Origin of the sequence: Acinetobacter sp. RIT698 (assembly GCF_009668065.1) — a bacterium.
Taxonomy (GTDB): Bacteria; Pseudomonadota; Gammaproteobacteria; order Pseudomonadales; family Moraxellaceae; genus Acinetobacter; species Acinetobacter guillouiae.
This window is the reverse complement of sequence record NZ_WJYH01000016.1, coordinates 41,345-54,528: the sequence shown is the minus strand read 5'-3', so window position 1 is coordinate 54,528 and position 13,184 is coordinate 41,345. Positions and strand designations below refer to the sequence as shown.

Below are 13,184 nucleotides of genomic sequence, written 5' to 3'. Positions count from 1 at the left end.
CACCAAAATAAAAAAGCCGTCATAAACTGACGGCTTTTTCCAATCAAAATATTACAAAAGATTAACCTACACGATAGTTCGGTGCTTCTTTGGTAATCGTTACATCATGCACATGTGACTCTTGCATACCTGCAGCGGTAATTTTCACAAATTTTGCATTTTGACGTAAATCTTCAATGGTTGCAGAACCGGTATAGCCCATAGATGAACGTAAACCACCCATCATTTGATGTACGATATTGCCCATTGGACCTTTGTACGGTACGCGGCCTTCTATCCCTTCTGGGACTAATTTTTCAGCGCCTGCTTTCGAGTCTTGGAAATAACGATCGGCAGAACCCGTTGCACCAGCCATTGCACCTAAAGAACCCATACCACGGTATGCTTTGTAATAACGACCTTGGAAGAATTCAACTTCACCAGGCGCTTCTTCAGTACCCGCCATAAGTGAACCCACCATAATCGTGCTTGCACCAGCACCAATTGCTTTGGCCATATCCCCAGAGAAACGGATACCACCATCAGCAATCAATGGAATTTGGTCTTTCAATGCATTGGCAACACTGTCAATTGCAGAGATTTGTGGCATACCAATACCAGCAACGATACGTGTCGTACAGATTGAACCAGGACCAATACCTACTTTCACTGCATCTGCACCCGCATCAAGTAATGCCAAAGCAGCATCACCCGTTGCGATATTACCGCCAATCACTTGGACTTGAGGGAAGTTTGCTTTCACCCAACGTACACGCTCGATCACACCCGCAGAATGACCATGCGCCGTATCCACTACAATCGCATCAACGCCGGCTTCAACCAAAGCTTCAACACGACTTGGGGTTTCTGCGCCAGTACCCACTGCAGCACCAACACGTAAACGACCTAATTCATCTTTACAGCTATTTGGATAAGATTCCGCTTTACGGAAATCTGTAACTGTAATTAAGCCTTTTAGTGCATTGCTTTCATCAACCACCAATACTTTTTCAATACGGTGTTTTTGCAATAATGCTTGAATATTTTCTTTCGATTCATTTTCACGAACAGTCACAAGACGATCTTGCCCTGTCATGATATTGCTTACTGGTTGTTCCAAGTTCGTTACAAAACGAGTATCTCGGCCAGTTACAATCCCAACCACTTTGCCATCTTTAACGACAGGTACACCACTGATGTTGTTGGCTTGTGTAATTGCCATCAAATCACGAATCGTGGTTTCAGGTGTCACGGTAATTGGATCTTTCACCATTCCCGCTTCGAATTTTTTTACACGGCGAACTTCTGCAGCTTGTGCAGAAATATCCATGTTTTTATGTAAAATACCAATACCACCGTTTTGCGCCATTGCAATCGCCATACGTGACTCAGTCACAGTATCCATTGCTGCTGAAACCATAGGGATGTTCAGTTGAATGCCGCGTGTGAGGCGTGTCTTTAGAGAGACATCTTTTGGGAGGATAGTAGAATAGGCAGGGAGTAATAAGACATCATCGAAGGTTAGCGCTTCTTGAACGATGGTCAACATAACAGTCTCGCTGGTAATTTCCGTGAGCTATTATATACAAATTTCCGTTCAATTTTCATTTTTTATTGTGCGGATTTATCTTATTCTCAATCACACTTTATTTTTCAGTATCTTATTGAAATAAAAATGGGCTTTGAATATAAAATTATCGTGGATTTAACACCACAGTAGACTGTCGACTTACAGTCTCTGCCTGATATCCTAAATTTTCCCACTTTAGCGTTAACACACCTGATCAAAGTCTTCATCATTGCTGGATGTAGCGACTTCTATTTCGATCAGGGGAATTAAACCATAGCCTTGTCTTGCTTTTGCACATTGTGAATCCCCAGCATGTACCTGTTTGCATGAAGAACTCCGTTGCTCATACATACTACAGCTGACTTGCTGTCCAATCTCACCCTTTAATGCCACACAACGCGGTTGCTTTTGATTGGTGCCCTGCATACAAGAATACACGGCTGTCAAAGGTTCGACATAATCTGGCGGCATGGCCTCTCCTTCAGCCCAATAAAATGAGACTCGGAAAAAGGCGCAACACGCCCCGCAACTTAAGCACGCATCCTGTGCTGAGATTTGTGACAACATTTTTTTAAGATTCTCGTTATCAATTTAAAATTTTGGCAAGAAAATCCTAAAAAAAGTCGCACTCAAACTCAATATCTTTTTTGAATTTTTTATTGCGGGCAGGTAAACACAGACTCATCCATCAAATCGACACCACATTGTAAATTTTCGATCCAGTCTAAAAACTGATGAATCATTTCTTTACCAATAAACGGCTTACCATGTTGCGGCACAATCATTTCAATATCCATTTGACGCACCATTTTCACCCATAAACGGATCACCCGATTGGTACACATATAGCGCTGATGAAAACCATGCATGGTTGGAATGTGCATTGCAAAATCTTCAATTGGTTTCGAGGCATCATCAACAATCGATGCACCCATATCACCTGAGAATAAAATTTTTGAAATTGGATCGTAAAACTGAAAATTTCCAACGGAATGTAAGAAATGCGCAGGAACCACGATGATGCGCGTTTCTCCCAATGGAATAGAGCCACCTTGGTCTGGCAATTCGATCAGACGTTCTAACCAGCCCCCTTTCATACGATCACTCATAAATGCAGAGTTTAAATGAGGTAAAAAGCGTGCCCATAATTTAGATGCGACCACTTTGGCATCGGTATAGACCAACCAACGTGGCATTGAGGTAATGATGTCAGGGTCTTGGTGAGATGCCATGACATAGTCTAAATTTTGTAATCGGGTGTATTTATTAAGCTCCATGGTCAGGGGCACATAGGTCAAATCACCACCTGGATCTAATACTGCTGCACGTTCATTATTTAAAATAAGAAACTGATTGGCTTGTACACCTTCACCTTTCACCAAACTGGTAAAACTTATACATTTATGAGTGCCATTATCAAACAAAACTTGCGACGTGGTGCGATCTAAAGCCATACCAGAAACCCCAAAACCTTTTTTAAAATAAATCTTTAGTTATCCCATACAACATATAAGGTTTTCTTCAAAGTTACAATAAATCTACAACCTAAGTTTAAAGATTATTTGTGTCATCATTCTCAGAATAATAAAAAACCCAACATTAAGTTGGGTTTTCAGCTTTAAAAATAGATGACTTTATTGATGTTAAATAAGCTTGGAGAATTGCGCTTAAAAAAAGTAATGCTGAACTAAAGCTGCGACACCAATAATAAAGAAGATTGCAGCTCCAATTTTATGAATCAACGCAATAGGTAATTTATCTGCCAATTTATTCCCAATAAATACAGCAGGTGCATTGACCAGCATAATCCCCAATGTCGTACCTATGGTTACCCAACCGATACTGTCAAAGCGTGCAGCAAGTGCCACTGTGGCGATTTGGGTTTTATCCCCAATTTCTGCAAGGAAGAATAATACAAAGGTTGCACCAAAGACCCCATATTTTTGCCATTTATTAATACTTTCAGATTCATCACCCAATTCATCTGGAATCAACATCCACCCGGCCATACCAATAAAGCCAAGTGACACAATCCAAAGTAACACTGTCGGGCTAAGGACCGTGGTAATCCACTGACCAAGCACTGCCGATACACCATGATTGACGATGGTTGCTAATAAAATTGCAATTAAAATAGGAATAGGTTTACGAAAACGTGCAGCAAGAAGTAATGCGAGCAGTTGTGTTTTATCGCCCATTTCGGATAAAGCGACAACCACTAAAGAGATGAGGAAGGCATTTAACATTTCAAAGTCTCTGGCTAGCAATATTTACCGATGACTTACCCCTCCTGCTAGCCAATATGAATAGTCGCCTATTCAACGCGGAGTGATAAATCAAAGGTCTTGCCAACAAAAGATAGCTGAGTAAACACCTTCAGCTAAATTGGTTCTTTGCTATGATGACCATACTCTGTTGAGTAATTATGTTGATCATCACCCATTTATCATCTCGCAGATGATAAACAGCGGCTACTCCCCAATGAAGTACAGCTATTCTACAACGCTTTATCAATCATTTTCAATTTTTAAAAATTAAAAAATTTAAAGCTCAGATAAACTTCAAAAAATATCGTGCCGAAGCATTTTTAATGCCCGCAGAGGATGAATTCAATTTCGTTTCTTCACTAATTTTCAACCCTAGATGGTTATCCTATCGTGGGGCGACATGAATGTCGCCGTTGGGCGGGGGTACAGGACGTACCCCTCGCCCATGAGCAAAAACAAAGTACGGCTTTGTTTGCAGCGCAAGGTTTGGCATCCCCTACGAAAAGTGAAGCATCGCCTACGCAATGGTATTTAAACTTTGAATGTAAGGTGTGGCATTGCAAGCTTTTTTATAATCAAATAATTTGTTTTTCATATAATTGATTTAATAAAAAATATTAATTAAGAGAAATTATATTCTTGTGCCTGAGTTTTTTGACAGATTGACTATATTGAATGATAACTTTAAAGCAGATTTGAAAATTATTGATAAAACAAAATTAGATCCATATAAAAAACCTCGCCTAAAGCGAGGTCTTCTATGATTTAGAACTTAAAGCAAGATGTTACGAATATCTGATAACAACTTGGTCAATTTATTGGTAAATCGCGCAGCATCCGCACCATTAATCACACGATGGTCATAAGACAATGACAATGGCAACATCATTTTTGGATCAAAGCCTGAGCCATTCCATACCGGTTGCATCGTTGCAGGTGAGATACCCAAGATCGCAACTTGCGGCCAGTTCACCAATGGCGTAAATGCAGTACCACCAATTGAACCTAGGCTGGTAATGGTAAAATTTGCACCTTGTAAGTTTTTCGGAGAAAGTTTCTTATCACGTGCTTTTTTACTTAACTCACCTAATTCAATGGCAATTTGCTTAATCGATTTTTGATCAGGATTACGCAATACTGGAACAGTTAAACCATCTGGTGTCGCCACAGCGATTCCCATATGAATTTCTTTACGCAACAGCACAGACTTTTGATCATCTGCCAAGTGACCCGCAAAATAAGGCTCTTCTTTAAGTAAGAACGCCACCGCTTTTGCAATAAAGGCAAGGATCGTTAAGCTAATACCATCTTGCTTAAATTTCCCTTTCAACTCACCGCGCCAAGCTTCTAATTCAGTAATATCTGCTAAATCAAATTGTGTCACTTGTGGAATGAAATTATTTAATGACAATTGCGGTACAGACACTTGCTGTAAACGCGTCATTGGTGCAATTTCACTACCACCAAATGCACTGAAATCTGGTAATGCAGGCAATCCTGAAGCGGCTGGCGCAGCGGCAGTTTGAGCTACTTCTTGTGGTGCAGTCAATTTGGCTTTAACAAAAGCAAAAACATCATCTTTCATCACACGTGCATGAGGACCAGAGGCCTTGACTTGTGATAAAACCACACCCAGTTCACGCGCAAGCTTACGCACGGCTGGACCAGCATAAACTTTGGCATTTTCAGCTTGTTGTGCTTTAGATAACTTTTCAGTACCCGCTTGAGCAACGGCCACTTCAGCTTTTGGCGCTGATGCTGTCGTTTTCGCGGCTGGTGCTGATGCAGCTTGTGATGCTTGAGCAGCTGGCTTTTCTTGTGGTGCTGGTGCAGTCTGACCCTGTGCTTCAATCGTCACCAAAGCAGTGCCCTGACTCACAGACTGATTCAATTCCACATGGATCGCCGTCACCGTACCTGCAACCGTACTTGGCACTTCTACAGAGGCTTTATCCGACTCAGCGACGCAAAGGCTTTGGTCTTTTTCAACTTGATCGCCTACGCTCACCAAGATTTCAGAAATTGTTGCTTTATCTACACCAAGATCAGGAACAGCAACTTCAACTTTACCCGATTGGGCTGGCGCTGATGCTTCTGGTGCCGCAGCTTGAGTTGGTGTTGCTAACGCTTGTTGAGGCGCTTCAGTAGGTTCTGCCGCCGAAGTCGTTGCAGCGCCTACAGTTTTCACTGTAATCAGTACCACACCTTCTTTAACATTATCACCTTCTTTGACCACAACACTTTCAACCGTGCCAGCAACTGTACTTGGAACTTCAACCGTTGCTTTATCCGATTCCACTACGACGATGCTGTCATCTACCGCTATTTCATCTCCCACTTTAACCAGAACTTCACCGACCAAAGCTTTTTCAACACCAATATCTGGCACTTGAACTTCAACTGTTTGAGATGAAGCTGGCGCGGATGCTGAAGGTGCAGCAGGGGCCACAGGTTCAGCTTTAGTTTCTACAGCAGGTTCAGTTTTTGCAGCTTCTTGAGCAGGCTGTGCTGAAGCTTCTGTCTCTGTTGCATCCGCAGATTCAACTTCGATCAACACAGCACCTTCTGAAACCTCATCACCTTCCGTAACAGCAATACTTTTAACCACACCCGCTGAAGTGCTTGGCACTTCAACAGAGGCTTTGTCTGACTCAAGTAGAACGATACTGTCATCAACAGCGATGGTATCCCCGACTTTCACCAAGATTTCTGCAACAGTGGCCTTATCAACGCCAATATCAGGAGTTTTAACTTGCATCATTATTTCTCCTCTGTCACTTCAGTATAAGCAGCAACTTCTTGTACAGATGGGTGCGCTTGCGGTAACCATGCAACTGGACGATCAACATCAAGTTCAAATGAAGAGATTGCATCTTTCACTAAACGTGGATCAACTTCACCTTCATCTGCAAGTTTTTTCAATGTTGCAACCACAATGTGTGCCGCATCTACACCAAAGTAACTACGCAAATTACTGCGTGTATCCGAACGACCATAACCATCTGTACCCAATGTTACATATGGACGGCTATCTGGAAGGTAAGCACGGATCTGTTCGCTATAGGCACGCATATGATCTGTTGCTGAAACAACAATACCATCCGTGTCACGTAATTGCTGAGAAACCCAAGACTCTTTACCATCTTCAAGTGGATGTAGGCGATTGTATTCTTCAACAGCCATACCATCACGTGCCAATTCATTGAAGCTTGTTACGCTCCATACATTGGAATGGATTTGGTATTCATCACGTAAAATTTGCCCAGCTTTAATCACTTCACGCAGAATCACACCTGAACCCAATAACTGAACTGTGGCTTTTTCATCTTTATTGAACAAGTACATACCACGTTTGATGCCTTCTTCAGCACCTTCAGGCAATGCAGGTTGGTCATAGTTTTCATTCATGAGGGTCAAGTAATAGAACACACGTTCCTGATTCACATACATACGTTGTAAACCATCATGCACAATCACGGCTAACTCATAACCAAAGCAAGGATCATAAGCTACACAGTTTGGAATCGTACCTGCCAAGATATGAGAATGACCATCTTGGTGTTGTAAACCTTCACCATTTAATGTTGTACGACCAGCTGTTGCACCACACAAGAAGCCTTGTGCCTGAGAATCACCCGCTGCCCATGCAATATCCCCAATACGTTGGAAACCAAACATTGAGTAATACATATACATCGGAATCATTGGTAAGTTATTGGTTGAATAACTGGTACCCAATGCTGACCAAGCGCTCATTGCACCTGCTTCATTGATCCCTTCTTGCAACATGTGACCATCTTTTGCTTCACGATAGTTCATGAGCTGTTCTTGGTCTTCTGGGGTATAGTTTTGTCCATGCGCAGCATAGATACCCAACTGACGGAACATGCCTTCTAAACCGAAAGTACGCGCTTCATCAGGTACGATAGGTACAACACGGTCTTTAATGGCTTTTTCTTTTAACAATGCAGCAATCAAACGCACCATAACCATCGTGGTTGATTGTTCTTTACCACCACTGCCTTTAAGCACACCATCAAATACTGAAATCTCAGGAATCGCCAATACTTCACTGTCTTTACGACGTGCAGGTAAATAACCACCTAAAGCTTCACGACGTGCTTTCATATATTTCAATTCAGGTGAGTTTTCACCTGGACGATAGAATGGAAGCTCTTCAAGTTGCTCATCAGAGAATGGCAAATTAAAACGGTCACGTACATATTTCAATGAATCGTGTTGCATTTTCTTGATTTGGTGGGTTTTGTTGACGGCTTCAATTTCGTCAGACAAACCATAACCTTTCACTGTTTTTGCCAAGATTACAGTCGGTTGACCATTGCTGGTCATTGCTGCTGCATACGCGGCATATACTTTGTATGGGTCATGACCACCGCGATTCAGATTATCAATATCCTCATCACTTAAGCCTTTCACCAACTCCGCAGCTTCTGGGTATTTACCAAAGAATTTTTCACGGGTATAAGCGCCGCCTTTTACTTGGTAGCGTTGGTATTCACCATCTAGCGTTTCATCCATACGGGCTTTTAAAGCACCTGAAGTGTCTTTATCGATCAAAGGATCCCAATGACGACCCCAAACCACTTTAATTACACGCCAGCCTGCACCACGGAACAGTGACTCTAGCTCTTGAATGATTTTACCGTTACCACGTACAGGACCATCTAGACGCTGTAAGTTACAGTTAACCACCCAGATTAAGTTGTCTAATTTTTCGCGACCCGCAAGCGAGATTGCACCTAAGCTTTCTGGCTCATCCATTTCACCATCGCCAAGATACGCCCAAACCTTACGATTTTCTTCTTTGATCAAACCACGATTCATCAAGTACTTTTGAATATGCGCTTGATAAATTGACATGATTGGACCAAGGCCCATCGAAACGGTTGGGAACTGCCAGTAATCTGGCATTAAATAAGGATGAGGATAACTTGAAAGCCCCTGACCACCCACTTCACGACGGAAATTACTCAATTGATCTTCAGTCAAACGACCTTCTAAAAATGAACGTGCGTAAATCCCTGGTGCACAATGACCTTGGTAATAGATCATGTCGCCACCAAAGCTATCGCTATTGGCACGGAAGAAATGGTTAAAACCGACATCATATAGGGTTGCTGAAGACGCGAAACTTGCCAAGTGACCACCTAAGTCATCACCTGTTTTATTGGCACGTAGAACCATTGCCAAAGCATTCCAACGAATTAATGCTCGAATACGACGCTCCATATCTTGGTCGCCTGGCATCGCTGGAGATTCTTCAACTGGAATGGTATTTAAATAAGGGGTATTTAGACGCTGAATAGGTACATGCTTCGAAATTGCTTGTTGATATAATTTTTCTAATAAAAACGCAGCACGATCCGTACCCATATGCTGGAGCACTGAATCAAAGGCATCTTGCCATTCTTGTGTTTCCTGAGCGTCGCTATCACCATAATACGCCATTTCCCACTTACTCCTTGAATAGTTTTCTATATATTATATGTATCATGTTTTGGGCCTGTTAAGTTATCGTTACAGCCAAATGCAGATTGTAAGGATTATTTAGCAACTAAATAGTTGTTGACTAATTAACACTTAAAATAACAAAAAACCGCCAATAAAGGCGGTTTTTTATACAAAATAATTTTTTATTTGATGATAGTCTGAATACACTATTTAATTCATCGCGACTACGAATTCAACCATGCATACAGAGCATCAGTCATAAGCTCAACAATCAAATGTTTAGCGTTAAGGCAACATGGCTAAGTAAGAAGATGGATTTTTACGTTGACCATCTTTCACTACTTCATAATGCAAATGTGGACCTGTGCAACGACCTGTACAACCTACGTTGGCAATATGTTCACCAGCCTTCACCTGATCACCTACACGGGCAATTAGACGTGAAGCATGCGCATAACGTGTGATATAGCCATTACCATGGTTAATTTCTACATATTGACCATAACCAGTGCCCCAACCAGACTTGGTCACAATACCAGGACCTGTTGCATAAATTGGTGTACCACTTGGTGCTGAAAGGTCTAAACCAGAATGATGTTCTGCACGACCACCCATTGTACGGCCACCAAAATCAGAGCTTACGCGCTTCATATCTGGAAGCGGATGAGTGACTAACCAAGAATATGGAGAGTTTGCAGTGTAACGAGAAGCAGAGTTTGCGCTAGAACCGTATTTTTTAGCGATACTTGCATTGTTTAACTCGATTGGTGCATCCTGGCTACGTAAAGTAATATTCATCTTTGCTGAAGCAGGAAGATCTAAATCATCTGGATTATAAGAGCCTTGAGATAAAGTCTTGGATAATTGTTCTAAACGATCTGGTGATTGAACCAAGTCTGCAAATGCAGCGGTTGCAGCGGAAGCTGCTAAAGTAAAAGCCAATAAAATACGTCGCGTGTGCATAAAAACCTCTTTAACTGTTCTTAGTCAAGTTTCTTGAGTGATCTCATCCTTGATATCTATCGAAATGAGCGCTTAAGATAAGACATAAATATGTAGGAACCATGTATGTCTGAACCCAAAAACGTCTTTCAACCAACAAGACAACACTTAAAAACAGGAAACTTATCGTTTCTTACAAAGCAAGTTGCCGAATGGCAAAAACTTACTAAATTAATTCAACCGCTACTTCCTCAACCTGAGAATTGGCGAGTTGTCTGTTATCAATACGGTATTTTGACCATCACCGGTGAAAATCAAGCCATGATTAGTCAACTCGGTTATCTTCAAAAACAGTATATTTCTCAATTGTCACAAATCAACGAACTTCGTGATTTACAAAAACTGCAAGTTCGTTTACGTATTCAAAACAGCAATACTGAAACACCCCCACAACTCCATAAAACTGTAAGAAGCATACAACCTGCAACATCTGAAATGTTACAAAATGCCGCTAGTTTTGTGAGCGACCCTAAGCTTAGCCAAGCTTTACTACGTTTGGCAAGCAATAAAAAGTAACCTAATTAGATTAAATTAAGATTAAAACTGGTTAAAATATGACAGATATCACACTTTTTATTGTTACATTATAACACAATGCCTAAAAGACAAAGACTTATGTCACGTTGACAAAATGAATTGGGCACAGCTTCTCGTCATCAAATGTTACAATTTCATAGCTGCTTGGATCGCTTTTAACATTGCGTAAAAGTTGATTATTCAGTGCATGACCCGATTTATAGCCGTCAAATTTGGCAATAATTTGATGCCCAAGTAGGTACAAATCACCGACTGCATCCAAAATTTTATGCCGAACAAACTCATCAGCAAAACGTAGACCTTCTTCATTGACCACGCCAGTATCATCTAAACCGACAGCATTATCTAAGCTTGCGCCCAACGCCAGATTATTGGCTTTTAAATAATCGAGGTCTTTCATAAAACCAAAAGTACGTGCACCACTGACTTCATAGACAAACGTTTCTGTTGAAAAATCAATGGTCGCCGATTGATATTCTTTTGCAAAGGCAGGATGATCAAAGTCGATAGTAAAATTGATTTGAAAACCATCGTGAGGGGTAAAAATTGCACGCTTATCTTCTATGAGTGCTTCAACAGGTTTAAGAATTCGAATAAATTTTTTCGGTGCGTCTTGTTCTACTAATTCGCCCTGCATGAGTAAATATATAAATGGACCTGCACTACCATCCATAATTGGTATTTCAGAAGCAGACACTTCTATAATCAGGTTATCTATACCCAAGCCAGCGATTGCACTGGTGACATGTTCAATGGTTCCAACCTTGGTTTCATGACTGACCAAATTGGAACACATGAATGCTTCTTGAATCAGCATAGCATCTGCTGGCAGATCGACAGGTGGATTTAAATCAATACGGCGAAATACAATACCCCCGTCCGCCACATGCGGTAAAAAGTTAATCATGACTTTTTGTCCGCTATGTAGTCCGATGCCACTCGCTTTAACGACTCGCTTCAGGGTACGTTGTTTCAACATGCTAATTCGGTCTTCATTCTCAAATCCGCTATACGTTAGCACATTTAGCCATTGATAAAAAACAAAAAAGGTAATGAATCTCACTACCTTTTTCGTTGATATTAATTATTTTTAATAATTATCAATCATTTACGCTGTTGATTTTTCAAATAATCTTGAATACTCATTGGCGTAGAACGACCGCTTGAACTTGGTGCTGCAGCAGGTGCACCATCTTCTTGACGTTTATTGATCGCTGGAACGTCATCTTCATCAACCACAGTGTTGTGGCTAGCTTGCTGGCTATATGATTGCGCAACATTGCTGATATGGGTTCTGCGTTTTGCTTCAGTTGCATCACTGGCATTACGTGTTAAACCTGTAGCAATCACAGTGACACGAATTTCATCACGTGCGTCTGGATCAAATACAGTACCAAAGAACACTTCACCTTCTTCAAGGTCAACAATCTGGTTCACAACATCTGTAATCACTTCAGTTTCACGTAAAGTCACATCAGCACCGCCAGTGATGTTAATTAACACCCCTTTGGCATTCATGATATTTACATTATCCAATAAAGGACTACGGATCGCCAAACGTGCAGCTTCTTCAGCACGGTCTGGACCACTACTCTTACCTTCACCCATCATCGCATAACCACGTGTACTCATCGCAGTTTTCAAGTCAGCAAAGTCAAGGTTAATATGACCAGGACGAACAACCAGATCAAAAATACTACGTACCGCATTCAGCAACACGTCATCTGCTTTACGGTAAGCATCTTGCATAGAGATGTCACCATAAACGCTGAGTAAACGTTGGTTCGGTATAATAATTAAAGAATCAACATGTTGTTCTAATGCTTCAATCCCTTTTTCAGCCGAACGTTGACGACGACGACCTTCAAAGTTAAATGGCGTTGTCACCACACCTACAGTAAGAATACCCATTTCTTGAGCAATCTCAGCAACAACTGGTGCAGCACCTGTACCTGTACCACCGCCCATTCCAGCAGTCACAAATACCATATCCGCACCTTCAAGGTGTTGACGGATTTGCTCACGGCTTTCTTCAGCAGCAATTTGACCTACATCTGGATTAGCACCAGCACCCAAACCGCGTGTGCTTTGCTCACCAAGTTGCATTTTAAAAGGGGCATTCATGCGATCAAGGGCTTGCTTGTCTGTATTTGCACAAACAAATTTCACACCTTTAATGTCAGATTGCACCATGTGTTGTACAGCATTACCACCGCCGCCACCAACACCAAACACAGTAAAACGGGCTTGACCGTTGTTATCGGTTTGTCCATCGTCTAAAAATTCAAATGAGGCCATGACCTTTAGATTTCCTAATATAATTTGGCAGTCACTTAAGCCCGTATACTGCCTTGATC

Annotated in this window: 10 protein-coding genes and 1 riboswitch; of the genes, 1 reads left to right on the top strand and 9 read right to left on the bottom strand. The window is 41.4% G+C overall.

The features are described from left to right. Nucleotides 1–61 precede the first annotated feature (61 nt). The 7 genes from guaB to GJV03_RS09290 all read right to left on the bottom strand — a co-directional run bounded on the left by guaB (nt 62) and on the right by GJV03_RS09290 (nt 10,251). Nucleotides 62–1,528, bottom strand: a complete 1,467-nt coding sequence (gene guaB, locus GJV03_RS09320) for an IMP dehydrogenase (protein WP_004718605.1) — start codon at nt 1,526–1,528, stop codon at nt 62–64. Between the two features lie 222 nt (nt 1,529–1,750). Next, nucleotides 1,751–2,116 (bottom strand): YkgJ family cysteine cluster protein, encoded by a 366-nt coding sequence (locus tag GJV03_RS09315; protein ID WP_081401065.1) that lies wholly within the window; start codon nt 2,114–2,116, stop codon nt 1,751–1,753. A gap of 89 nt (nt 2,117–2,205) precedes the next feature. After that, nucleotides 2,206–3,003, bottom strand: coding sequence for an MBL fold metallo-hydrolase (locus tag GJV03_RS09310; protein WP_004718609.1), 798 nt, complete (start codon nt 3,001–3,003; stop codon nt 2,206–2,208). Between the two features lie 213 nt (nt 3,004–3,216). After that, entirely contained in the window at nt 3,217–3,795 is a 579-nt protein-coding gene (locus GJV03_RS09305; protein ID WP_004718610.1) for a TMEM165/GDT1 family protein, read from the bottom strand. 89 nt (nt 3,796–3,884) lie between these two features. Further along, nucleotides 3,885–4,041: riboswitch (yybP-ykoY riboswitch) on the bottom strand. Between the two features lie 547 nt (nt 4,042–4,588). Beyond that, nucleotides 4,589–6,574, bottom strand: coding sequence for a 2-oxo acid dehydrogenase subunit E2 (locus GJV03_RS09300; RefSeq protein ID WP_171501849.1), 1,986 nt, complete (start codon nt 6,572–6,574; stop codon nt 4,589–4,591). A gap of 2 nt (nt 6,575–6,576) precedes the next feature. Beyond that, nucleotides 6,577–9,285, bottom strand: coding sequence for a pyruvate dehydrogenase (acetyl-transferring), homodimeric type (aceE, locus tag GJV03_RS09295; RefSeq protein WP_004718613.1), 2,709 nt, complete (start codon nt 9,283–9,285; stop codon nt 6,577–6,579). Nucleotides 9,286–9,573: 288 nt separating this feature from the next. Continuing rightward, a complete protein-coding gene (locus GJV03_RS09290; RefSeq protein ID WP_004718614.1) occupies nt 9,574–10,251 on the bottom strand; it encodes a M23 family metallopeptidase in 678 nt (225 codons plus the stop codon). Nucleotides 10,252–10,356: 105 nt separating this feature from the next. Here GJV03_RS09290 and GJV03_RS09285 point away from each other — a divergent pair, with 105 nt between their 5' ends. Continuing rightward, nucleotides 10,357–10,806, top strand: a complete 450-nt coding sequence (locus GJV03_RS09285) for a hypothetical protein (RefSeq protein ID WP_004718616.1) — start codon at nt 10,357–10,359, stop codon at nt 10,804–10,806. 97 nt (nt 10,807–10,903) lie between these two features. On the opposite strand, the gene lpxC is transcribed toward GJV03_RS09285, so the two are convergent. Both lpxC and ftsZ read right to left on the bottom strand, forming a co-directional pair. Further along, entirely contained in the window at nt 10,904–11,806 is a 903-nt protein-coding gene (gene lpxC, locus GJV03_RS09280; protein WP_016539103.1) for a UDP-3-O-acyl-N-acetylglucosamine deacetylase, read from the bottom strand. Nucleotides 11,807–11,931: 125 nt separating this feature from the next. Next, a complete protein-coding gene (gene ftsZ / locus GJV03_RS09275) occupies nt 11,932–13,125 on the bottom strand; it encodes a cell division protein FtsZ (protein ID WP_154129939.1) in 1,194 nt (397 codons plus the stop codon). Nucleotides 13,126–13,184: the final 59 nt, after the last annotated feature.